33 protein-coding genes are annotated in these 19,248 nt (G+C 60.4%); 32 read left to right on the forward strand and 1 reads right to left on the reverse strand.

Going from position 1 to position 19,248, the window contains the following annotated elements:
• From DOD19_RS00005 to dsbD, 32 genes are all read left to right on the forward strand, one after another.
• Positions 1 to 770 (forward strand): EF-Tu/IF-2/RF-3 family GTPase (locus tag DOD19_RS00005; protein ID WP_239497942.1); only part of this gene is annotated, 770 nt, incomplete at its 5' end.
• Between the two features lie 106 nt (positions 771 to 876).
• Positions 877 to 1,188 carry a 30S ribosomal protein S10 gene (rpsJ, locus tag DOD19_RS00010; RefSeq protein ID WP_004634473.1) on the forward strand — a complete coding sequence of 104 codons (312 nt, stop codon included), beginning with the start codon at positions 877 to 879 and terminating at the stop codon, positions 1,186 to 1,188.
• Positions 1,189 to 1,474: 286 nt separating this feature from the next.
• A complete protein-coding gene (rplC, locus tag DOD19_RS00015; protein ID WP_024977883.1) occupies positions 1,475 to 2,128 on the forward strand; it encodes a 50S ribosomal protein L3 in 654 nt (217 codons plus the stop codon).
• Between the two features lie 11 nt (positions 2,129 to 2,139).
• Entirely contained in the window at positions 2,140 to 2,760 is a 621-nt protein-coding gene (rplD, locus tag DOD19_RS00020; protein WP_024977882.1) for a 50S ribosomal protein L4, read from the forward strand.
• Positions 2,757 to 3,071: a 50S ribosomal protein L23 gene (gene rplW, locus DOD19_RS00025; RefSeq protein WP_004634476.1), complete on the forward strand. Its 315-nt coding sequence runs from the start codon at positions 2,757 to 2,759 to the stop codon at positions 3,069 to 3,071. The genes rplD and rplW overlap by 4 nt, the downstream gene beginning before the upstream one ends.
• Positions 3,072 to 3,073: 2 nt before the next feature.
• Positions 3,074 to 3,904, forward strand: a complete 831-nt coding sequence (gene rplB, locus DOD19_RS00030; RefSeq protein WP_004634477.1) for a 50S ribosomal protein L2 — start codon at positions 3,074 to 3,076, stop codon at positions 3,902 to 3,904.
• A gap of 21 nt (positions 3,905 to 3,925) precedes the next feature.
• Complete coding sequence (rpsS, locus tag DOD19_RS00035) at positions 3,926 to 4,201, forward strand: 30S ribosomal protein S19 (RefSeq protein ID WP_004634478.1); 276 nt, start codon at positions 3,926 to 3,928, stop codon at positions 4,199 to 4,201.
• A 9-nt stretch (positions 4,202 to 4,210) separates the two neighbouring features.
• Complete coding sequence (rplV, locus tag DOD19_RS00040; protein ID WP_004634479.1) at positions 4,211 to 4,540, forward strand: 50S ribosomal protein L22; 330 nt, start codon at positions 4,211 to 4,213, stop codon at positions 4,538 to 4,540.
• Between the two features lie 9 nt (positions 4,541 to 4,549).
• On the forward strand, positions 4,550 to 5,338 hold the full coding sequence (gene rpsC / locus DOD19_RS00045; RefSeq protein WP_009241892.1) for a 30S ribosomal protein S3: 789 nt from the start codon (positions 4,550 to 4,552) through the stop codon (positions 5,336 to 5,338).
• Positions 5,339 to 5,340: 2 nt separating this feature from the next.
• Positions 5,341 to 5,757, forward strand: coding sequence for a 50S ribosomal protein L16 (rplP, locus tag DOD19_RS00050; protein ID WP_003264123.1), 417 nt, complete (start codon positions 5,341 to 5,343; stop codon positions 5,755 to 5,757).
• Between the two features lie 12 nt (positions 5,758 to 5,769).
• The gene (rpmC, locus tag DOD19_RS00055) at positions 5,770 to 5,964 is read left to right on the forward strand and encodes a 50S ribosomal protein L29 (RefSeq protein WP_004634481.1); all 195 of its coding nucleotides are present in this window, start codon (positions 5,770 to 5,772) and stop codon (positions 5,962 to 5,964) included.
• Positions 5,961 to 6,230 carry a 30S ribosomal protein S17 gene (gene rpsQ, locus DOD19_RS00060; RefSeq protein ID WP_004634482.1) on the forward strand — a complete coding sequence of 90 codons (270 nt, stop codon included), beginning with the start codon at positions 5,961 to 5,963 and terminating at the stop codon, positions 6,228 to 6,230. The genes rpmC and rpsQ overlap by 4 nt, the downstream gene beginning before the upstream one ends.
• Positions 6,231 to 6,497: 267 nt before the next feature.
• Complete coding sequence (gene rplN / locus DOD19_RS00065) at positions 6,498 to 6,866, forward strand: 50S ribosomal protein L14 (protein ID WP_003264129.1); 369 nt, start codon at positions 6,498 to 6,500, stop codon at positions 6,864 to 6,866.
• A gap of 11 nt (positions 6,867 to 6,877) precedes the next feature.
• Positions 6,878 to 7,186, forward strand: coding sequence for a 50S ribosomal protein L24 (gene rplX, locus DOD19_RS00070; protein WP_009241893.1), 309 nt, complete (start codon positions 6,878 to 6,880; stop codon positions 7,184 to 7,186).
• A 26-nt stretch (positions 7,187 to 7,212) separates the two neighbouring features.
• Positions 7,213 to 7,755, forward strand: coding sequence for a 50S ribosomal protein L5 (rplE, locus tag DOD19_RS00075; RefSeq protein WP_009241894.1), 543 nt, complete (start codon positions 7,213 to 7,215; stop codon positions 7,753 to 7,755).
• 9 nt (positions 7,756 to 7,764) lie between these two features.
• A complete protein-coding gene (rpsN, locus tag DOD19_RS00080) occupies positions 7,765 to 8,070 on the forward strand; it encodes a 30S ribosomal protein S14 (protein ID WP_004634486.1) in 306 nt (101 codons plus the stop codon).
• Between the two features lie 27 nt (positions 8,071 to 8,097).
• Positions 8,098 to 8,493, forward strand: a complete 396-nt coding sequence (rpsH, locus tag DOD19_RS00085) for a 30S ribosomal protein S8 (RefSeq protein WP_004634489.1) — start codon at positions 8,098 to 8,100, stop codon at positions 8,491 to 8,493.
• A gap of 12 nt (positions 8,494 to 8,505) precedes the next feature.
• Positions 8,506 to 9,039, forward strand: coding sequence for a 50S ribosomal protein L6 (gene rplF / locus DOD19_RS00090; RefSeq protein ID WP_024977881.1), 534 nt, complete (start codon positions 8,506 to 8,508; stop codon positions 9,037 to 9,039).
• Between the two features lie 11 nt (positions 9,040 to 9,050).
• Positions 9,051 to 9,407, forward strand: a complete 357-nt coding sequence (gene rplR, locus DOD19_RS00095; RefSeq protein ID WP_004634492.1) for a 50S ribosomal protein L18 — start codon at positions 9,051 to 9,053, stop codon at positions 9,405 to 9,407.
• Positions 9,408 to 9,428: 21 nt separating this feature from the next.
• The gene (gene rpsE / locus DOD19_RS00100; protein ID WP_004634493.1) at positions 9,429 to 9,947 is read left to right on the forward strand and encodes a 30S ribosomal protein S5; all 519 of its coding nucleotides are present in this window, start codon (positions 9,429 to 9,431) and stop codon (positions 9,945 to 9,947) included.
• 22 nt (positions 9,948 to 9,969) lie between these two features.
• Positions 9,970 to 10,152, forward strand: a complete 183-nt coding sequence (rpmD, locus tag DOD19_RS00105; protein WP_003264137.1) for a 50S ribosomal protein L30 — start codon at positions 9,970 to 9,972, stop codon at positions 10,150 to 10,152.
• A gap of 18 nt (positions 10,153 to 10,170) precedes the next feature.
• On the forward strand, positions 10,171 to 10,602 hold the full coding sequence (gene rplO / locus DOD19_RS00110) for a 50S ribosomal protein L15 (RefSeq protein ID WP_024977880.1): 432 nt from the start codon (positions 10,171 to 10,173) through the stop codon (positions 10,600 to 10,602).
• Between the two features lie 57 nt (positions 10,603 to 10,659).
• Entirely contained in the window at positions 10,660 to 11,982 is a 1,323-nt protein-coding gene (gene secY, locus DOD19_RS00115) for a preprotein translocase subunit SecY (protein WP_009277656.1), read from the forward strand.
• 26 nt (positions 11,983 to 12,008) lie between these two features.
• Positions 12,009 to 12,227 carry a translation initiation factor IF-1 gene (infA, locus tag DOD19_RS00120; protein WP_003264140.1) on the forward strand — a complete coding sequence of 73 codons (219 nt, stop codon included), beginning with the start codon at positions 12,009 to 12,011 and terminating at the stop codon, positions 12,225 to 12,227.
• Positions 12,228 to 12,257: 30 nt separating this feature from the next.
• Positions 12,258 to 12,374, forward strand: a complete 117-nt coding sequence (rpmJ, locus tag DOD19_RS00125) for a 50S ribosomal protein L36 (RefSeq protein ID WP_003264141.1) — start codon at positions 12,258 to 12,260, stop codon at positions 12,372 to 12,374.
• A 21-nt stretch (positions 12,375 to 12,395) separates the two neighbouring features.
• A complete protein-coding gene (gene rpsM, locus DOD19_RS00130; RefSeq protein ID WP_004634501.1) occupies positions 12,396 to 12,761 on the forward strand; it encodes a 30S ribosomal protein S13 in 366 nt (121 codons plus the stop codon).
• Between the two features lie 24 nt (positions 12,762 to 12,785).
• On the forward strand, positions 12,786 to 13,187 hold the full coding sequence (gene rpsK, locus DOD19_RS00135) for a 30S ribosomal protein S11 (protein ID WP_003264143.1): 402 nt from the start codon (positions 12,786 to 12,788) through the stop codon (positions 13,185 to 13,187).
• A gap of 203 nt (positions 13,188 to 13,390) precedes the next feature.
• Positions 13,391 to 14,014 (forward strand): 30S ribosomal protein S4, encoded by a 624-nt coding sequence (gene rpsD / locus DOD19_RS00140; protein WP_024977879.1) that lies wholly within the window; start codon positions 13,391 to 13,393, stop codon positions 14,012 to 14,014.
• 238 nt (positions 14,015 to 14,252) lie between these two features.
• On the forward strand, positions 14,253 to 15,233 hold the full coding sequence (gene rpoA / locus DOD19_RS00145; RefSeq protein WP_004634508.1) for a DNA-directed RNA polymerase subunit alpha: 981 nt from the start codon (positions 14,253 to 14,255) through the stop codon (positions 15,231 to 15,233).
• Between the two features lie 154 nt (positions 15,234 to 15,387).
• Entirely contained in the window at positions 15,388 to 15,786 is a 399-nt protein-coding gene (gene rplQ / locus DOD19_RS00150; protein ID WP_024977878.1) for a 50S ribosomal protein L17, read from the forward strand.
• A gap of 158 nt (positions 15,787 to 15,944) precedes the next feature.
• Positions 15,945 to 16,283 (forward strand): divalent-cation tolerance protein CutA, encoded by a 339-nt coding sequence (gene cutA, locus DOD19_RS00155; RefSeq protein WP_024977877.1) that lies wholly within the window; start codon positions 15,945 to 15,947, stop codon positions 16,281 to 16,283.
• A gap of 18 nt (positions 16,284 to 16,301) precedes the next feature.
• The gene (gene dsbD / locus DOD19_RS00160; RefSeq protein ID WP_112183417.1) at positions 16,302 to 18,134 is read left to right on the forward strand and encodes a protein-disulfide reductase DsbD; all 1,833 of its coding nucleotides are present in this window, start codon (positions 16,302 to 16,304) and stop codon (positions 18,132 to 18,134) included.
• On the opposite strand, the gene hemB is transcribed toward dsbD, so the two are convergent.
• The gene (gene hemB, locus DOD19_RS00165; RefSeq protein WP_024977875.1) at positions 18,135 to 19,130 is read right to left on the reverse strand and encodes a porphobilinogen synthase; all 996 of its coding nucleotides are present in this window, start codon (positions 19,128 to 19,130) and stop codon (positions 18,135 to 18,137) included.
• Between the last annotated feature and the right edge of the window lie 118 nt (positions 19,131 to 19,248).

A 19,248-nucleotide genomic window follows, 5' to 3' on the forward strand; every position in this document is an offset into this window, starting at 1 on the left:
TGGAGCTGGTCGAGATGGAAGTGCGCGAACTTCTGTCGAAGTACGACTTCCCGGGCGACGACACCCCGATCATCAAGGGTTCGGCCAAGCTGGCGCTGGAAGGCGACAAGGGCGAACTGGGCGAAGTGGCCATCATGAACCTGGCCGACGCACTGGACACCTACATCCCGACGCCGGAGCGCGCTGTTGACGGCACGTTCCTGATGCCGGTGGAAGACGTGTTCTCGATCTCGGGTCGCGGCACCGTGGTGACCGGCCGTATCGAGCGCGGCGTCGTCAAGGTCGGTGAAGAAATCGAAATCGTCGGTATCGCCATGGACGGCGACAAGCCGAAGATCGACAAGACGACCTGCACGGGCGTGGAAATGTTCCGCAAGCTGCTCGACCAAGGTCAAGCTGGCGACAACGTCGGTATTCTGCTGCGCGGTACGAAGCGCGAAGACGTCCAGCGCGGCCAAGTGCTGGCCAAGCCGGGCTCGATCAAGCCGCACACGGAATTCACGGGCGAGGTCTACATCCTGTCGAAGGACGAAGGTGGCCGTCACACGCCGTTCTTCAACAACTACCGTCCGCAGTTCTACTTCCGTACGACGGACGTGACTGGCTCGATCGCCCTGCCGGAAGGCAAGGAAATGGTCATGCCGGGCGACAACGTGTCGATCACCGTCAAGCTGATCGCCCCGATCGCCATGGAAGAAGGTCTGCGCTTCGCTATCCGTGAAGGCGGCCGTACCGTGGGTGCTGGCGTCGTTGCCAAGATCCTGAAGTAAAAGGCGGATCGATGCGCTGTTCCTCGTAAGGGGGCGGCGCATCGCCTGTTGCATCGCTCTTTCAATCTACAGGCGGCCCGGCCGCCATGCTCTTTAAGGAAACATCATGCAGAACCAGAAGATCCGTATCCGCCTGAAGGCTTTCGACTATCGTCTGATCGACCAGTCGGCCGCTGAAATCGTTGAAACCGCCAAGCGCACCGGCGCGATCGTTAAGGGCCCGGTGCCCCTGCCGACCCGCATCCAGCGTTTCGACGTTCTGCGTTCGCCGCACGTCAACAAGACCAGCCGCGACCAGTTCGAGATCCGTACGCACCAGCGCCTGATGGACATCGTCGATCCGACGGACAAGACCGTCGACGCGCTGATGAAGCTGGACCTGCCGGCTGGCGTGGACGTCGAGATCAAGCTGCAATAAGCAAGACAACGCTGCCGGATCACTCCGGTAACGGGCAAACGGCGAGCTAAGTGCTCGCCGTTTTGCTTTTGGGCGCGGAATGTTGCATTGCGCACGATGCCCGGACCATCATTCGGCAAACGCTCTTGCATGTTGTCCGTAACCGGGATATATTGTAGGGCTACCCCTTTAGTCAGGGGAGTGGGCTGGCCGCTTTGGCCTCGCGCTGTCTCTTTAGGCGCAGTCCAGTTCAAGATTCGTAGTATCAATCAGCCCCGGCCAATCGCAGCTGGGAATGGAGCAAACCATGAGCCTTGGCCTTGTAGGTCGCAAGGTTGGCATGACCCGTATTTTCACGGACGACGGCGATTCGATTCCCGTCACCGTGCTCGAGGTCGGCGACAACCGCGTGACGCAAATCAAGACGGACGAGACCGACGGTTACACCGCGGTTCAAGTCACCTTCGGCACCCGACGCGCCAGCCGCGTCACCAAGCCGCTGGCGGGTCATCTCGCCAAAGCCGGCGTGGAAGCGGGCGAAGTCATCAAAGAATTCCGAGTGGATGCCGCTCGTGCCGCTGAATTCCAGCCTGGCGCGAACATCAGCGTCGACCTCTTCGAAGTCGGTCAGAAGATCGACGTCCAGGGTGTGACGATTGGTAAGGGCTACGCCGGTACCATCAAGCGTTACCACTTCTCGTCGGGCCGCGCCTCGCACGGTAACTCGCGCTCGCACAACGTGCCGGGCTCGATCGGTATGGCGCAGGATCCGGGCCGCGTGTTCCCGGGTAAGCGCATGACTGGTCACATGGGTGACGTCACCCGTACCGTTCAGAATCTGGAAATCGCCAAGATCGACGCAGAGCGCAAGCTGCTGCTGGTCAAGGGTGCGATTCCGGGCGCCAAGGGCGGTCAAGTCATCGTCACGCCGGCCGTGAAGGCCCGCGCCAAGAAGGCATAAGGAGCAAACGCATGGAACTGAAGCTGCTCCAGGACAACGGTCAACTCGGCGCTGGCGTTGCTGCCTCGCCGGAAGTGTTCGGCCGTGACTACAACGAAGCCCTCGTTCACCAAGTCGTCGTCGCTTATCAGGCCAACGCTCGCAGCGGTGACCGTAAGCAGAAGGATCGTGAAGAGGTCAAGCACACGACCAAGAAGCCGTGGCGCCAAAAGGGTACGGGCCGCGCCCGTGCAGGTATGAGCTCCTCCCCGCTGTGGCGCGGGGGTGGTCGTATCTTCCCGAACAGCCCGGAAGAAAACTTCTCGCAGAAGGTCAACAAGAAGATGTACCGCGCCGGCATGCGCTCGATTTATTCGCAGCTTGCCCGTGAAGGTCGCATCAACGTCGTTGACAGCCTGTCTGTCGACGCGCCCAAAACCAAGCTGCTGGCCGACAAGTTCCGCGCCATGGGCCTGGATTCGGTGCTCGTGATTACCGATAACCTGGACGAAAACCTCTTCCTGGCATCGCGCAACCTGGCGCATGTGCTCGTGGTTGAGCCGCGTCACGCCGACCCGCTGTCGCTCGTGCACTACAAGAAGGTGCTCGTGACCAAGGCAGCCGTCGCGCAGATCGAGGAGTTGCTGAAATGACGCAAGTTGCCAAGAACGACCATCGCCTGATGCAGGTGCTGCTGGCGCCTGTGGTGTCTGAAAAGGCAACCCTGGTGGCCGAGAAGAACGAACAGGTCGTGTTCGAAGTGGCTCGCGACGCCAACAAGGGCGAAGTGAAGGCAGCTGTCGAACTGCTGTTCAAGGTCGAAGTCGAGTCTGTCCAGATCCTGAACCAGAAGGGCAAGCAAAAGCGCTTCGGTCGCTTCATGGGTCGTCGTGACCACGTGAAGAAGGCCTATGTTTCGCTGAAGCCGGGCCAGGAAATCAATTTTGAAGCGGAGGCCAAGTAATCATGGCACTCGTCAAAACCAAGCCGACATCGCCGGGCCGCCGCTCGATGGTGAAGGTCGTTAACCCCGACCTTCACAAGGGCGCGCCGCACGCTCCGCTGCTGGAAAAGCAAATCCAGAAGTCGGGCCGTAACAACAACGGCCACATCACCACCCGTCACAAGGGCGGTGGTCACAAGCATCACTACCGTGTCGTCGATTTCAAGCGTAACGATAAGGACGGTATTCCGGCCAAGATCGAACGCCTGGAATACGACCCGAACCGTAGCGCCAACATCGCGCTCGTGTTGTTCGCTGACGGCGAGCGCCGCTACATCATCGCCCCGAAGGGCGCTGTGGTTGGCCAAGCCATCGCTAACGGCTCGGAAGCGCCGATCAAGGCCGGTAACAACCTGCCGATCCGCAACATTCCGGTCGGTACGACGATCCACTGCGTGGAAATCCTGCCGGGCAAGGGTGCTCAAGTTGCCCGTTCGGCCGGCACGTCTGCTGTACTGCTGGCTCGCGAAGGCATCTACGCTCAAGTGCGTCTGCGCTCGGGTGAAGTGCGCCGCGTGCACATCGAGTGCCGCGCGACCATCGGTGAAGTCGGCAACGAAGAGCACAGCCTGCGCCAGATTGGCAAGGCCGGTGCAACCCGTTGGCGCGGTATTCGCCCGACCGTTCGCGGTGTGGTGATGAACCCGGTCGATCACCCGCATGGTGGTGGTGAAGGTAAGACTGCTGCTGGCCGTGATCCGGTGTCCCCGTGGGGCACGCCGACCAAGGGCTACCGCACCCGTCGTAACAAGCGCACTGACAGCATGATCGTTCAGCGCCGTCACAAGCGTTAATCGGTAGGTAGGAGCTTAGATATGACTCGTTCCGTAAAAAAGGGTCCTTTCATTGACGCCCACCTGCTGAAGAAGGTTGAGGCGGCGGTGCAAACGAAGGACAAGAAGCCCATTAAGACTTGGTCGCGTCGTTCGACCATTCTGCCGGACTTCATCGGCTTGACGATCGCTGTTCACAACGGTCGTCAGCACGTGCCCGTGTATGTCACGGAAAACATGGTTGGCCACAAGCTCGGCGAATTTGCGCTCACGCGTACGTTCAAGGGCCACGCTGCCGACAAGAAAGCGAAGCGATAAGGGGCAATCATGGAAGTTAAAGCGATTCATCGCGGCGCCCGTATCTCCGCACAGAAGACGCGCCTGGTTGCTGACCAGATTCGCGGCCTGTCGATCGAGCGCGCGCTCAACGTGCTGACGTTCAGCCCGAAGAAGGCGGCTGGCATCGTGAAGAAGGTGGTTGAGTCCGCCATCGCGAACGCCGAGCACAATGAAGGCGCCGATATCGACGAGCTGAAGGTCAAGTCGATCTACATCGACAAGGCCACGTCGCTCAAGCGCTTCACGGCGCGTGCGAAGGGCCGTGGCAACCGCATCGAGAAACAAACCTGTCACATCACTGTGACGCTGGGCAACTAAGGGGTCACGATGGGACAGAAGATTCATCCGACTGGCTTCCGTCTGGCTGTCAGCCGTAACTGGGCATCGCGTTGGTACGCGAGCAACACCCAGTTTGCCGGCATGCTCAAGGAAGACATCGAGGTTCGCGAGTTTCTGAAGAAGAAGCTGAAGAACGCGTCGGTGGGCCGCGTGGTCATCGAGCGTCCGGCCAAGAATGCTCGTATCACCATTTACAGCTCGCGTCCGGGCGTGGTGATCGGCAAGAAGGGCGAGGACATCGAGCTGCTGAAGGCTGAACTGCAGCGTCGCATGGGCGTGCCCGTGCACGTGAACATCGAAGAAATCCGGAAGCCGGAAGTCGATGCACAGCTGATCGCAGATTCGATCACGCAACAGCTCGAGCGCCGCATCATGTTCCGTCGCGCAATGAAGCGCGCGATGCAGAACGCGATGCGTCTGGGTGCCCAGGGCATCAAGATCATGAGCTCGGGCCGTCTGAACGGCATCGAAATCGCCCGTACCGAGTGGTACCGCGAAGGCCGTGTGCCCCTGCACACGTTGCGCGCCGATATCGACTACGGCTTCTCCGAAGCGGAAACCACCTACGGCATCATCGGTGTCAAGGTGTGGGTGTACAAGGGTGACCACCTTGGTCGCAACGACGCACCCGTCGTGGAAGAGCCGCAAGAAGAGCGTCGCAAGCGTCCGGGTCGCCCGGAAGGTCGTCGCCGTGAGGGCGAAGGTCGCCCGGCCGGTCAGCGCCGCGGTGCTGGTGCGGGTGCCCGTCGTGGCGCCGACGCCAAGACTGGAGAATAAACATGCTGCAACCTAAGCGCAGGAAGTACCGCAAGGAGCAGAAGGGCCGTAACACCGGTATCGCGACGCGTGGCAACGCAGTCTCGTTCGGCGAATTCGGTCTGAAGGCGATGGGCCGTGGCCGTCTGACCGCGCGTCAGATTGAGTCGGCGCGTCGTGCGATGACCCGTCACATCAAGCGTGGCGGCCGCATTTGGATCCGGATTTTCCCGGACAAGCCGATCTCGAAGAAGCCTGCCGAAGTCCGTATGGGTAACGGTAAGGGCAACCCGGAATACTACGTGGCTGAAATTCAGCCGGGCAAGATGCTGTACGAAATGGACGGCGTTGGCGAAGAACTGGCACGCGAGGCATTTCGCCTGGCCGCTGCCAAGTTGCCGATCGCGACCAGCTTCGTGGTGCGTCAGGTCGGAACGTAAGGAGCACACACCATGAAAGCATCCGAACTGCGCGACAAAGATGTCGCCGGGCTGAACCAGGAGCTCTCCGAGCTGCTGAAGGCCCAATTTGGCCTGCGCATGCAAAAAGCGACGCAACAGCTGCAGAACACCAGCCAGCTGAAGAAGGTGCGTCGTGACATTGCGCGTGTCCGCACCGTGCTGGGCCAGAAGGGGAACCAGAAATGACTGAAGCCGCAACGTCCCTGAAGCGCACGCTCGTCGGTCGCGTTGTCAGCAACAAGATGGACAAGACCGTCACGGTCCTGATCGAAAACCGCGTCAAGCATCCGCTGTACGGCAAGTACGTGGTGCGCTCGAAGAAGTACCATGCGCACGACGAAGCCAACCAGTACAACGAAGGCGACAAGGTTGAGATCACGGAATCGCGTCCGCTCTCCCGCACTAAGTCGTGGGTGGTGTCGCGTCTGCTTGAAGCTGCACGCGTGATCTAAAACAACAGCGGAGTAGTTTGCTGTTGCAAGGCCGAGATTATGTGATATAGTCTCGGTCTTTCCCTTTGAGAGGGTGGCCGGCAAATCTGCTGGTGGCTCGGGTGAGGGGAAAAGCGAATGGGCCAGGCGGCAATCGCTGTCGGGCAGCTACCGACTTCAAGTTGATCAACCCAATCGCAGTTGGCGCAATGCCAGCAGCCGGCGGGACCAAGACTGATCGCCTCTGCGCATTGTGCGTTTGGCGAATTAAGTTGGGACGAGAACACCATGATTCAGACAGAAAGCCGGCTCGAAGTGGCCGATAACACGGGTGCGCGTGAAGTCATGTGCATCAAGGTGCTGGGCGGTTCGAAGCGCCGCTACGCCAGCGTCGGCGACATCATCAAGGTCAGCGTCAAGGATGCTGCCCCGCGTGGTCGCGTGAAGAAGGGCGATATCTACAACGCCGTGGTGGTGCGTACCGCCAAGGGCGTGCGCCGTCCTGACGGCTCGCTCATCAAGTTCGACGGCAATGCCGCCGTGCTGCTGAACACCAAGCTTGAGCCGATCGGCACCCGCATTTTCGGGCCGGTCACTCGCGAACTCCGTACCGAGCGCTTCATGAAGATCGTGTCGCTCGCGCCGGAAGTGCTGTAATCGGAGGCCGCATGAACAAGATTCGCAAGGGCGATCGCGTCATCGTCCGTACCGGTAAAGACAAGGGCAAGCAAGGTACCGTGCTGGCCGTGCTAGCCGAGCATGTGACGGTTGAAGGCGTGAACGTTGCCAAGAAGCACGTGCGCCCGAACCCGATGCTGGGTACAACGGGTGGTGTGGTCGACAAGGTCATGCCCATCCATATTTCGAACGTTGCGCTCGTGGATGCCAATGGCAAGCCGTCGCGCGTCGGCATCAAGGTTGAAGGCGGCGTGAAGACGCGCGTGCTGAAGACCACCGGTGCTGCCGTCGGCGCTTGATTCTGGGCAATAGAGAGGAGTTGAGCATGACTGCACGTCTGCAAGAGTTTTACAAAGAAAAGGTTGTGCCCGAGCTGATCAAACAGTTTGGCTACAAGTCCGTGATGGAAGTGCCGCGCATCACCAAGATCACCCTGAACATGGGTCTTGGCGAAGCCATCAATGACAAGAAGGTCATTGAGCACGCCACGGGCGACCTGATCAAGATCGCTGGCCAGAAGCCCATCGTGACGAAGGCCCGCAAGGCTATCGCTGGCTTCAAGATCCGCCAGGGTTACCCGATCGGCACGATGGTCACGCTGCGTGGCCAACGTATGTACGAATTCCTAGATCGCTTCATCACTGTGTCGCTGCCCCGCGTGCGCGACTTTCGTGGTGTGTCTGGCAAGGCGTTCGACGGTCGTGGCAACTACAACATCGGTGTGAAAGAGCAGATCATTTTCCCCGAGATCGAATACGACAAGATCGACGCACTCCGTGGTCTGAACATCAGCATCACGACGACTGCGAAGAACGACGAGGAAGCGAAGGCGCTCCTCAACGCGTTCAAGTTCCCGTTCCGTAATTAAGGGGTTACCGTGGCTAAATTGTCTCTGATCGAACGCGAGAAGAAGCGTGCCAAGCTCGTGGCCAAGTACGCTGAGAAGCGCGCCGCTCTCGAAGCCATCGTGGCCGACCAAAGCAAGTCGGAAGAAGAGCGCTACGAAGCGCGTCTGAAATTGCAAGCGCTGCCGCGCAACGCAAATCCGACTCGTCAGCGCAACCGCTGCTCGATCACCGGTCGTCCCCGCGGTACGTTCCGTAAGTTCGGCCTGGCGCGTAACAAGCTCCGCGAGATCGCCTTCAAGGGCGAGATCCCGGGTCTGACGAAAGCCAGCTGGTAATCACGCACAGGCTACAGGAGAAACAGTATGAGCATGAGCGATCCGATCGCCGATATGCTGACGCGTATCCGCAACGCGCAAGCGGTGGAAAAAGCGTCGGTGGTCATGCCGTCGTCGAAGCTGAAGGTGGCAATCGCCAAAGTCCTGAAGGACGAAGGCTACATCGACGAATTCGCCGTGACCGAGCAGGGTGGTAAGTCCACGCTGACGATTGGTCTGAAGTACTACGCTGGCCGCCCGGTCATCGAGCGCCTGGAGCGCGTCTCGAAGCCTGGCCTGCGTGTGTACAAGGGCCGTAATGAAATTCCGCAAGTGATGAACGGCCTGGGTGTCGCCATCATCTCGACCCCGCAGGGTCTGATGACGGACCGCCGTGCCCGCGCAACCGGTGTCGGTGGCGAAGTCATTTGCTACGTCGCCTAAGGGAGGGGAACCATGTCTCGCGTAGGTAAGGCTCCCATCGCGCTGCCCAAGGGCGCGGAAGTCAATTTCGCTGGTGGTCTGCTGACCGTTAAGGGCCCGCTGGGCAGCCTGACGCAGCCGATTCACTCGCTGGTCAAGGTCACCACCGACAACGGCACGATCACGTTCGCGCCGGCAGATGAGTCGCGTGAAGCCAATGCGTTGCAAGGTACGATGCGCGCCCTGACGGCCAACATGGTCAAGGGTGTGACGACGGGCTTCGAGCGCAAGCTGAACCTGGTCGGTGTGGGTTACCGTGCATCGGTTCAGGGCACCGCTCTGAAACTGCAACTCGGTTTCTCGCACGACGTGATCCATGAGATGCCGGAAGGCGTGAAGGCGGAAACGCCGACGCAGACCGAGATCATCATCAAGGGTTCGGACAAGCAAAAAGTTGGTCAGGTCGCCGCTGAAGTGCGTGGTTATCGTCCGCCGGAGCCCTACAAGGGCAAGGGTGTACGCTACGCCGATGAGCGTGTGATCCTGAAGGAAACCAAGAAGAAGTAAGGGTGCACATCATGAACAAAAATGACTCGCGTCTGCGCCGTGCACGTCAGACCCGCCTGAAAATTGCGGAACTGAGCGTCGCCCGTCTGGCTGTGCACCGTACGAACTTGCACATTTATGCGCAGGTCTTCTCGGAAGATGGCACCAAGGTCCTGGCTTCGGCCTCGACTGCGGAAGCCGAAGTCCGCAAGGAACTGAACGGCAACGGTGGCAACACCGCTGCTGCCACCCTGGTGGGTAAGCGTATCGCTGAGAAGGCGAAGGCTGCCGGCATCGAAGCCGTGGCGTTCGATCGCTCGGGTTTCCGTTATCACGGTCGCGTGAAGGCTCTGGCCGACGCGGCACGCGAAGCTGGCCTGAAGTTCTAAGCCGGCATAGAGGATATCGTCATGGCAAAAATTCAACCTAAGGTCCAAGGGGACGAACGCGACGACGGTCTTCGCGAGAAGATGATCGCGGTCAACCGTGTGACCAAGGTGGTCAAGGGCGGCCGGATTCTCGGTTTCGCTGCTCTGACTGTGGTCGGCGACGGCGACGGCCGTATCGGCATGGGCAAGGGTAAGGCTAAGGAAGTGCCCGTGGCCGTGCAGAAGGCAATGGACGAAGCCCGTCGCAAGATGGTCAAGGTCCCGCTGAAGAACGGTACGCTGCAGCACGAAGTGGTTGGCAAGCATGGCGCCGCAAAGGTGCAGATGATGCCCGCGAAGGACGGTACTGGCGTGATCGCCGGTGGTCCGATGCGCGCCATCTTCGAAGTGATGGGCGTGACGAACATCGTGACCAAGTCGCACGGTTCGACCAATCCTTACAACATGGTGCGCGCAACGCTGGATGGCCTGCGCAAGATGAGCACCCCGGCCGAAGTTGCCGCCAAGCGTGGCAAGTCGGTCGAAGAGATCCTCGGCTAAGCCGAAGGGATAGGTGAACGATATGTCGCAGAAAACCGTGAAAGTCCAACTCGTGCGCAGCCTGATCGGTACGCGCGAAGACCACCGCGCCACGGTGCGCGGCCTGGGCCTGCGCCGCATGAACTCGGTGTCCGAATTGCAGGACACGCCCGCAGTGCGCGGCATGATCAACAAGGTGTCCTACCTGGTCAAGGTCATCGGCTAAGGCAAGACGGAGAAGAGCATGCAACTGAATAACCTGAAGCCGGCAGCCGGCTCCAAGCACGCCAAGCGCCGCGTTGGTCGCGGTATTGGTTCGGGCCTGGGCAAGACGGCTGGTCGTGGTCACAAGGGTCAGAAGTCGCGTTCGGGTGGTTTCCACAAGGTCGGCTTCGAAGGCGGCCAGATGCCCCTGCATCGTCGTCTGCCCAAGCGTGGTTTCACCTCGCTGACCAAGGAATTCACCGCTGAAGTGCGTCTGGGCGACCTGGCGGGCTTGCCGATCGAAGAAATCGATCTGCTGTCCCTCAAGCAAGCCGGCCTCGTTGGCGAGATGGTCAAGAGCGCCAAGGTGATCCTGTCGGGCGAAATCGACAAGAAGGTGACCCTGAAGGGCATCGGCGCGACGGCTGGAGCGAAAGCTGCAATCGAAGCGGCTGGTGGCTCGCTGGCCTAATAGCCTGCTGTTTCACACTGACGGAGCATCCGTTTGGCCACGGCGAAACCTAATGTGATGGCCCAGGCCAAGAACACGGCCAAGTACGGCGATCTTCGCCGTCGGCTGGTGTTCCTGGTTCTGGCATTGCTGGTGTACCGGATCGGCGCGCACATTCCTGTGCCGGGTATCGATCCGGATCAACTGGCGCAGCTTTTCCAACGGCAGTCGGGCGGCATCCTTGGGATGTTCAACCTGTTCTCCGGCGGCGCGCTGTCGCGTTTCACGGTGTTTGCGCTGGGGATCATGCCGTACATCTCGGCGTCGATCATCATGCAACTGCTGACGATCGTGCTGCCGCAGCTGGAATCGTTGAAGAAGGAAGGCCAAGCCGGCCAGCGCAAGATTACGCAGTACACGCGCTACGGTACGGTCGTCCTGGCAACATTCCAGGCGCTGGGGATTGCAGTTGCGCTCGAAGCGCAGCCGGGTCTGGTGCTGGATCCGGGTCTGATGTTCCGGGCTACTGCAGTGATTACGCTGGTGACGGGCACGATGTTCCTGATGTGGCTGGGTGAGCAGATCACCGAGCGCGGTTTGGGCAACGGTATCTCGATCATCATTTTTGGCGGAATTGCTGCAGGACTCCCGAACGCGATCGGCGGCTTGTTCGAGCTGGTGCGTACGGGCTCGATGGGGATTTTCTCCGCGATCCTGGTGGTGGCGATTATTGGTGCGGTGACGTTTGTGGTCGTGTTCATTGAACGCGGCCAGCGCAAAATCCTCGTCAACTACGCCAAGCGGCAGGTTGGTAACAAGATTTATGGCGGACAGTCGTCGCATCTGCCGCTGAAGTTGAATATGGCTGGGGTGATTCCGCCGATTTTTGCATCGTCGATCATTCTGTTCCCGGCCACGATCGCGGGCTGGTTTACAGCTGGCAACTCGACGAATCCGGTTGCACGGGTCGTCAAGGACCTAGCGGCAACGCTGTCGCCGGGTCAGCCGGTGTACATCCTGCTGTATGCGGCGGCGATCATCTTCTTCTGTTTCTTCTACACCGCGCTGGTCTATAACAGCCGGGAAGTGGCGGATAACCTGAAGAAGAGTGGGGCGTTCATTCCGGGCATCCGTCCGGGCGAGCAAACCACGCGGTATATCGACAAGATTCTGGTGCGTTTGACCCTGGCAGGTGCTATCTACATCACGCTAGTGTGTCTGTTGCCGGAGTTCTTGGTGCTGCGCTGGAACGTGCCGTTCTACTTCGGTGGGACGTCCCTGTTGATCATCGTAGTTGTCACGATGGACTTCATGGCGCAAGTGCAGTCCTACGTGATGTCTCAGCAGTACGAGTCTTTGATGAAGAAGGCGAATTTCAAGGGAAACCTGACACTCCGCTAGGAGTGATCGCACGAACCTGAAGGGACATGGCTAAAGATGACGTGATCCAGATGCAGGGCGAGGTGCTGGAAAACCTCCCCAACGCAACGTTTCGCGTCAAGCTAGAGAACGGCCACGTAGTGTTAGGCCATATTTCCGGCAAGATGCGTATGCATTACATCCGCATCTTGCCCGGGGACAAGGTGACGGTCGAATTGACCCCGTATGATCTGTCCCGCGCGCGCATCGTATTCCGGGCGAAGTGAGCGGACTGGAATTGAAGGAAGAGGAAAATCATGAAAGTGCTGGCTTCTGTTAAGCGCATTTGCCGCAACTGCAAAATCATCAAGCGCAAGGGCGTGGTGCGTGTGATCTGCTCGTCGGACCCGCGTCATAAGCAGCGCCAAGGCTAATTTCGCAAAGAGGATTGACGAATGGCACGTATCGCAGGGGTCAACATCCCCAACCACAAACATACCGTGATTGGCCTGACGGCGATCTACGGTATCGGCCGCTCGCGCGCTCAGAAGATTTGCGAGGCTACTGGCATCCCGACCGATAAGAAGGTCAAGGACCTGACGGATCCGGACCAGGACGCGCTGCGTAAGGAAATTGAGAAGTTCCTCGTCGAAGGCGATCTGCGCCGTGAGACGACGATGAACATCAAGCGCCTGATGGATCTGGGCTGCTACCGTGGCGTGCGCCATCGCAAGGGCCTGCCGATGCGTGGTCAGCGTACTCGCACGAATGCCCGTACCCGTAAGGGTCCGCGCAAGGCCGGCGTCGCGCTCAAGAAGTAATCCGTCGGGTAAAGGATAAGAACTATGGCAAAAGCAGCGAATACCGCCGCCCAGCGCGCGCGCAAGAAGGTTCGCAAGAACGTCGCCGACGGCATCGCGCACGTTCACGCGTCGTTCAACAACACGATCATCACGATCACCGACCGCCAGGGCAATGCTCTGTCGTGGGCGACGTCCGGTGGCCAAGGCTTCAAAGGCTCGCGTAAGTCGACGCCGTTTGCCGCTCAGGTGGCAGCTGAGAGTGCTGGTCGCGTTGCGCAGGACCAAGGCATTAAAAACCTGGAAGTGCGCATCAAGGGCCCGGGCCCGGGTCGTGAATCGGCTGTGCGTGCACTGAACAATCTGGGTATCAAGATCCAGTTGATCGAGGATGTGACGCCGGTTCCGCACAACGGCTGCCGTCCGCCGAAGCGTCGTCGTATCTAAGTGATTCGACCGGCCGCGCCAGTTGCTGGCGAGGTCGGTCTGCGGGTGCTATACTTGCCCGCTTACCTGTCTTCCGGATTTTCCGGAAGGCGGGTTTCGTCTTTTCATAAGCCCACTGTTCGCTGCGGCTCTGTTGCTAGGGCTGAGCAGGCGGACCATCCGCGGCCGTGTGCCACGGATGACTGATAACGAAGGAACATAACGTGGCACGCTATACCGGTCCCAAGGCGAAACTGTCTCGCCGCGAAGGTACTGACCTTTTCCTGAAGAGCGCACGCCGCTCGCTCGCCGACAAGTGCAAGCTGGACAGCAAGCCTGGTCAGCACGGCCGCACGTCCGGCGCTCGCACCTCCGACTACGGCAACCAACTGCGTGAAAAGCAGAAGGTCAAACGCATCTATGGCGTGCTGGAGCGTCAATTCCGTCGTTACTTCGCTGAAGCCGATCGCCGCAAGGGCAACACGGGTGAAACCCTGCTGCAACTGCTGGAATCGCGCCTGGACAACGTCGTCTACCGCATGGGCTTTGGCTCGACCCGCGCTGAAGCGCGCCAGCTGGTGTCGCACAAGGCGATCCTGGTGAACGGTCAAGCTCTGAACGTGCCGTCAGCTCAAGTCAAGTCGGGCGACGTGATTGCTATCCGCGAGAAGTCGAAGAAGCAAGTGCGTATTGCCGAATCGCTGACGCTGGCTGAACAGACTGGCTTCCCGATCTGGGTTGCTGTGGACGCCAAGAAGATGGAAGGCACCTTCAAGCAAGCCCCGGATCGCGCAGATATCGCTGGCGATATCAACGAAAGCCTGATCGTCGAACTGTATTCGCGTTAATGACGGCGCCCGTACCTCAGGTGCGGGCTCGTGCGCCTTTTGGGGCGCCCATCATCAACGACATTGTGTTCGTGCGCCAACAGTACTCAGGTGCCGATCCAATCCGAATCGTTACGTGCCGCAACGCGATTGCGGCATGTGCGTCTTCCGTCGCAACGTTCTGCGATGGAACCTTTCCAGTCCAATCCGTCAGCCTTATCGGTGTAACGAGCCGAGGGTATTGAAATAGGACAACCTAATGCAAACAGCACTCCTGAAGCCCAAAATTATTGCGGTTGAGCCGCTTGGCGATCATCACGCGAAGGTCGTCATGGAACCGTTCGAGCGAGGCTACGGCCACACGCTCGGTAACGCGCTGCGCCGCGTGCTGCTGTCGTCGATGGTCGGCTATGCCCCGACAGAAGTCACGATCGCAGGGGTCGTCCACGAATATTCCACCATCGATGGCGTGCAGGAAGACGTCGTCAACCTGCTGCTCAATCTGAAGGGCGTGGTGTTCAAGCTGCACAACCGTGATGAAGTCACGGTGTCGCTGCGCAAGGAAGGCGAAGGTGTGGTGACGGCCGCTGATATCGAGCTGCCGCATGATGTCGAGATCATCAATCCTGGTCACGTGATCGCCAACCTGTCGGCTGGCGGCAAGCTTGATCTGCAGTTGAAGGTCGAGCAAGGCCGCGGCTATGTGCCGGGCAACGTGCGCAAGTTCGGCGATGAGTCGAGCAAGGTTATCGGCCGCATCGTGCTGGACGCCTCGTTCGCGCCGGTGCGCCGTGTGTCGTATGCGGTTGAGTCTGCACGTGTTGAGCAGCGTACCGATCTCGACAAGCTGGTGATGAACATCGAGACCAATGGCGTGATCTCGCCGGAAGAAGCGATCCGCCAGTCGGCTCGCATCCTGGTTGATCAACTGTCGGTGTTCGCCGCGCTGGAAGGTACCGAGAGCGCCGCCGAGGCCGCCGCCGCCCGCGCGCCGCAGATCGATCCGATCCTGCTGCGTCCGGTCGACGATCTGGAGCTGACGGTGCGTTCGGCCAACTGCCTGAAGGCCGAAAACATCTATTACATCGGCGACCTGATTCAGCGTACCGAGAACGAACTGCTCAAGACCCCGAACCTGGGTCGCAAGTCGCTCAACGAGATCAAGGAAGTCCTCGCATCGCGTGGCCTGACGCTCGGCATGAAGCTCGAGAACTGGCCGCCGGCAGGTCTCGAGAAGTAAGTTGCAATTGTCGGCCGGTGCGCAAGTATCGGCCGGTCTTCCTGCCATCGCTGTTTGGGTGGCTTATTGTTAAAGCTACCGGCCCGCGCCACGCAGCGTTGTACGAGCGGCGGCGATAGAAGAGCTGGTCAAACACTCTTAAGAAGGAATCATCATGCGTCACCGTCATGGTTTGCGGAAACTGAACCGCACCTCGTCGCACCGTCTCGCGATGCTGCGCAACATGTCCAACTCGCTGCTGCAGCACGAGCTGATCAAGACCACGCTGCCGAAGGCCAAGGAACTGCGCAAGGTTGTTGAGCCGCTGATTACGCTGGCCAAGAAGGACACCGTAGCCAACCGCCGTCTGGCATTCGCCCGCCTGCGCGATCGCGACATGGTCACCAAGCTGTTCAACGAACTGGGCCCGCGTTTCGCGACCCGTCCGGGCGGCTACACCCGTATCCTGAAGTTCGGCTTCCGTCAGGGCGACAATGCGCCGATGGCTCTGGTCGAGCTGCTCGACCGTCCGGAAGTTGCCGAGGCTGTGGAAGTCGACGGCGCTGCCGAGTAAGGTCAGCCTAGGTTTGCCGGTGCGACATGGCGTCGCGCCGGGCAAGCTAGAGAATGCGTGCTGTCGCGCGCATTACAATGAAGCCAGGATTCGTATCCTGGCTTTTTTGTTGTCCGCTTTCGGTGCTCTAGCAGTTGGCGCGCAACCGTGGAGTATCTATGTCTGACGGAACCGAAGTGCTGCTGGTGCTGACAAACCTGCCCGACGCTGACAGTGCGGATCGCATAACAAAGGCCGTGCTGGAATCCAGAGCCGCAGCGTGCGTCAACCGTTTGCCGGTTTGCGCGTCGGCGTACTGGTGGAATGGTGCGATCGAGCACGCCGCCGAGATCCCGCTGCTGATCAAGACAACGCGTGCAGCCTACCCCGCGCTGGAAGTCGCGCTACGCAAGGCGCATCCGTACGAGGTCCCTGAGATCATCGCTGTGCCGGTGGCTGCGGGCTTGCCGGCGTATCTTGCGTGGGTGGCCGACGAAACGTGCCTGCCTTCCAATTGATGTTTGATTGCCGTTGATATGACCTTCTCTTCGTTCGTGTCCGTGCGACGTGTGGTGCAGTTGGTGATGCTGTTCGTCGCAGTGGCGACGCTGCCCATGCGCGTGCATGCTGCTGACGATTTCCTGCCACCCGAGCAGGCATTCCGCTTCTCCGCCACGCAGGTCGACGGCCAGACTGTCGAAGTCAAGTTCGCCATTGCCGACGGCTACTACATGTACCGCGAACGCTTCGCGGTGGCGGCGGACCCGGCGACCGTCACGCTGGCACCCCCTGACATGCCGGCAGGCAAGGTCAAGTTTGACGAGACGTTCAACAAGGACGTAGAGACCTATCGGCATGACGTTGCATTCCGAGTGAAAGCGCAGAACGCCACGGCGCCTTTCACGCTGATCGTCACGTCGCAAGGGTGTGCGGATCAGGGCCTGTGCTATCCGCCGATGAAGAGCCGTTTCCTGGTGGAGCCCGCCGCCTCGTTGCCGGGCGCGTCTTCCGCAGGCGGTGGCGACGCCAGCTCCGGTGACGCCCTCGGCCGCATCGCCAGCACGCTCGGCAGCGGCAATCTGGGAGCGATTGCGGCGTTGTTTTTTGGACTCGGGCTGCTGCTGACCTTTACGCCGTGCGTGCTGCCGATGCTGCCGATCCTGTCGGCGATCGTGGTTGGCGAGCACGCGACGCGTTCGCGCGCAGCCATCGTGTCGGTCGCTTACGTGCTCGGTATGGCAGTCGTCTATACCGCCGTGGGTGTGGCAGCCGGCTTGGCCGGGCAGGGCCTGCAAGCTGCGCTGCAAAACGTGTGGGTGCTGGGCGCGTTTGCTGTCTTGATGGTGGCGCTGTCGCTGTCGATGTTCGGGCTGTATGAACTGCAATTGCCGGCAGCTTGGCGCGATCACCTGACAAAAGCCTCCAGCAAGCATGGCGGCGGCGAGATTGTCGGAGCCGTCGTGATGGGTGCGCTGTCGGCGTTGATTGTGTCCCCGTGTGTGACGCCGGCATTGGCGGGCGCGCTGGCCTATATCGCGCAGACCGGCAACGCCGCGGTCGGCGGTATGGCGTTGTTTGCGATGTCGGTCGGCATGGGCGTGCCGCTCGTACTCGTAGGTGTGGGGGCGGGCAACTTGCTACCGCGCGCTGGTCACTGGTTGATCGTCACCAAGGCGGTATTTGGATTCATCCTGCTGGCTGTGGCGCTGTGGATCGTGCAGCCGGTGTTGCCGGCTTGGGCGGTGATGGTCGCGTGGGGTGGGTTGCTGATCGGTGCGGCCGTGTTTCTGCGGACATTCGATTCGCTGCCGGATGGCGCGGGCAACGTGCAGCGCTTGGGCAAGGTCGCGGGTGTGCTGCTCGCGCTGGCGGGTGCGGCGCAACTGGTTGGCGTCGCCGCTGGGGGCCGCGATCCGCTGCAACCGCTGAGCGGATTGATTCGCGCATCGGCGGGCACGTCCGCGCAAGCCGAGGCACACGGCGTGACATTCAAGCGCGTGAAGAGCATCGCCGAACTCGATGCCGAAGTGCGCAACGCGAGCGCATCGGGTCGTGCGGTGATGCTCGATTTCTACGCCGACTGGTGCGTAAGCTGCAAAGAGATGGAGCGCCTGACCTTTACCGATGCGCGGGTGCGCAAGGCGCTTGCAGATGTGGTGCTGCTGCAGGCTGACGTGACGGCTAACAACGCTGATGACCAAGCGCTGCTCAAGCGCTTTGGCCTGTTCGGTCCGCCCGGCACGATCTTCTTCGATGCGCAGGGTCGCGAACTGAAAGCGCGTGTGGTTGGTTTTGAGCGCGCCGACACTTTCCTGGAAAGCCTGCGCCGCGCGATCGGCACGACGCAGGCAGTCAAGCCGACGGCCTGATTACGCGCGCAGCAGGCGTGCGGCGTCCAATGCGAAATACGTCAGGATGCCGTTCGCGCCGGCGCGCTTGAATGCCAGCAGCGATTCCAGCACGACCTTGTCGTGATCCAGCCAGCCGTTCTGCGCGGCGGCTTTCAGCATCGCGTATTCACCGCTGACCTGATAGACGTAGGTCGGGAAGCGGAACTCATCTTTCACGCGGCGCACGATGTCGAGATATGGCATGCCGGGCTTGACCATCACCATGTCGGCCCCTTCGGCGATGTCGAGCGCCACTTCGCGCAGTGCTTCGTCCGAGTTGGCCGGGTCCATCTGGTAAGTCATCTTGTTGCTCTTGCCCAGATTGGCCGCCGAGCCCACCGCATCACGGAACGGGCCGTAGAACGCCGAAGCGTACTTCGCCGCGTAGGCCATGATGCGCGTGTGGATGTGGTCGTCATTCTCCAGCGCCAGGCGAATCGCTCCGATGCGGCCGTCCATCATGTCCGACGGCGCGACGATGTCCACGCCAGCCTCGGCTTGCACCAGGGCCTGGCGCATCAGGATATCCACCGTCTCTTCGTTAAGCACGTAGCCGTTGGCGTCGAGCACACCGTCCTGGCCATGGCTCGTGTACGGATCGAGCGCCACATCGGTCAGGATGCCCAATTCAGGGAAGCGCGCCTTGAGCGCCTTTACCGCGCGCGGGATCAAGCCATCGGCATTGGTGGCCTCGATACCATCCGGCGTTTTGAGCGAGGGCTCGATAACGGGGAAGAGCGCAAGCACCGGAACGCCAAGCTGCACGCACTGCTCGGCCACGCTCAGCAATACATCGATTGACACGCGCTCGACACCTGGCATCGACGGCACGGCCTGTCGCACATTGGTGCCTTCGAGGATGAAGACGGGGTAGATCAGGTCGTCGGGAGTGAGGCGCGATTCGCGCATCATGCGGCGGGAGAAATCGTCGCGGCGCATGCGGCGCGGACGATGGTCGGGGAAGCTCGCGATCATTTCAGCAGACCCTAAGAACACACTGTGAAGTTTCGAAACCTTTGTCGCGATTATCCATCCTATGCACGGACAATGCGCCAGCGACGCTGATGCAGCGTCCCCCGCGGCTCCTCCCTGA

It is taken from the genome of Ralstonia sp. GX3-BWBA, assembly GCF_003290055.1.
Taxonomy (GTDB): domain Bacteria; phylum Pseudomonadota; class Gammaproteobacteria; order Burkholderiales; family Burkholderiaceae; genus Ralstonia; species Ralstonia holmesii.

Bases quoted from the DNA above. Each gene is read 5' to 3' on its own strand.
- rpsJ (WP_004634473.1), top strand. From the start codon at position 877: ATGCAGAACCAGAAGATCCGTATCCGCCTGAAGGCTTTCGACTATCGT.
- rplC (WP_024977883.1), top strand. From the start codon at position 1,475: ATGAGCCTTGGCCTTGTAGGTCGCAAGGTTGGCATGACCCGTATTTTC.
- rplD (WP_024977882.1), top strand. From the start codon at position 2,140: ATGGAACTGAAGCTGCTCCAGGACAACGGTCAACTCGGCGCTGGCGTT.
- rplW (WP_004634476.1), top strand. From the start codon at position 2,757: ATGACGCAAGTTGCCAAGAACGACCATCGCCTGATGCAGGTGCTGCTG.
- rplB (WP_004634477.1), top strand. From the start codon at position 3,074: ATGGCACTCGTCAAAACCAAGCCGACATCGCCGGGCCGCCGCTCGATG.
- rpsS (WP_004634478.1), top strand. From the start codon at position 3,926: ATGACTCGTTCCGTAAAAAAGGGTCCTTTCATTGACGCCCACCTGCTG.
- rplV (WP_004634479.1), top strand. From the start codon at position 4,211: ATGGAAGTTAAAGCGATTCATCGCGGCGCCCGTATCTCCGCACAGAAG.
- rpsC (WP_009241892.1), top strand. From the start codon at position 4,550: ATGGGACAGAAGATTCATCCGACTGGCTTCCGTCTGGCTGTCAGCCGT.
- rplP (WP_003264123.1), top strand. From the start codon at position 5,341: ATGCTGCAACCTAAGCGCAGGAAGTACCGCAAGGAGCAGAAGGGCCGT.
- rpmC (WP_004634481.1), top strand. From the start codon at position 5,770: ATGAAAGCATCCGAACTGCGCGACAAAGATGTCGCCGGGCTGAACCAG.
- rpsQ (WP_004634482.1), top strand. From the start codon at position 5,961: ATGACTGAAGCCGCAACGTCCCTGAAGCGCACGCTCGTCGGTCGCGTT.
- rplN (WP_003264129.1), top strand. From the start codon at position 6,498: ATGATTCAGACAGAAAGCCGGCTCGAAGTGGCCGATAACACGGGTGCG.
- rplX (WP_009241893.1), top strand. From the start codon at position 6,878: ATGAACAAGATTCGCAAGGGCGATCGCGTCATCGTCCGTACCGGTAAA.
- rplE (WP_009241894.1), top strand. From the start codon at position 7,213: ATGACTGCACGTCTGCAAGAGTTTTACAAAGAAAAGGTTGTGCCCGAG.
- rpsH (WP_004634489.1), top strand. From the start codon at position 8,098: ATGAGCATGAGCGATCCGATCGCCGATATGCTGACGCGTATCCGCAAC.
- rplF (WP_024977881.1), top strand. From the start codon at position 8,506: ATGTCTCGCGTAGGTAAGGCTCCCATCGCGCTGCCCAAGGGCGCGGAA.
- rplR (WP_004634492.1), top strand. From the start codon at position 9,051: ATGAACAAAAATGACTCGCGTCTGCGCCGTGCACGTCAGACCCGCCTG.
- rpsE (WP_004634493.1), top strand. From the start codon at position 9,429: ATGGCAAAAATTCAACCTAAGGTCCAAGGGGACGAACGCGACGACGGT.
- rpmD (WP_003264137.1), top strand. From the start codon at position 9,970: ATGTCGCAGAAAACCGTGAAAGTCCAACTCGTGCGCAGCCTGATCGGT.
- rplO (WP_024977880.1), top strand. From the start codon at position 10,171: ATGCAACTGAATAACCTGAAGCCGGCAGCCGGCTCCAAGCACGCCAAG.
- secY (WP_009277656.1), top strand. From the start codon at position 10,660: ATGGCCCAGGCCAAGAACACGGCCAAGTACGGCGATCTTCGCCGTCGG.
- infA (WP_003264140.1), top strand. From the start codon at position 12,009: ATGGCTAAAGATGACGTGATCCAGATGCAGGGCGAGGTGCTGGAAAAC.
- rpmJ (WP_003264141.1), top strand. From the start codon at position 12,258: ATGAAAGTGCTGGCTTCTGTTAAGCGCATTTGCCGCAACTGCAAAATC.
- rpsM (WP_004634501.1), top strand. From the start codon at position 12,396: ATGGCACGTATCGCAGGGGTCAACATCCCCAACCACAAACATACCGTG.
- rpsK (WP_003264143.1), top strand. From the start codon at position 12,786: ATGGCAAAAGCAGCGAATACCGCCGCCCAGCGCGCGCGCAAGAAGGTT.
- rpoA (WP_004634508.1), top strand. From the start codon at position 14,253: ATGCAAACAGCACTCCTGAAGCCCAAAATTATTGCGGTTGAGCCGCTT.
- rplQ (WP_024977878.1), top strand. From the start codon at position 15,388: ATGCGTCACCGTCATGGTTTGCGGAAACTGAACCGCACCTCGTCGCAC.
- cutA (WP_024977877.1), top strand. From the start codon at position 15,945: ATGTCTGACGGAACCGAAGTGCTGCTGGTGCTGACAAACCTGCCCGAC.
- dsbD (WP_112183417.1), top strand. From the start codon at position 16,302: ATGACCTTCTCTTCGTTCGTGTCCGTGCGACGTGTGGTGCAGTTGGTG.
- hemB (WP_024977875.1), bottom strand. From the start codon at position 19,130: ATGATCGCGAGCTTCCCCGACCATCGTCCGCGCCGCATGCGCCGCGAC.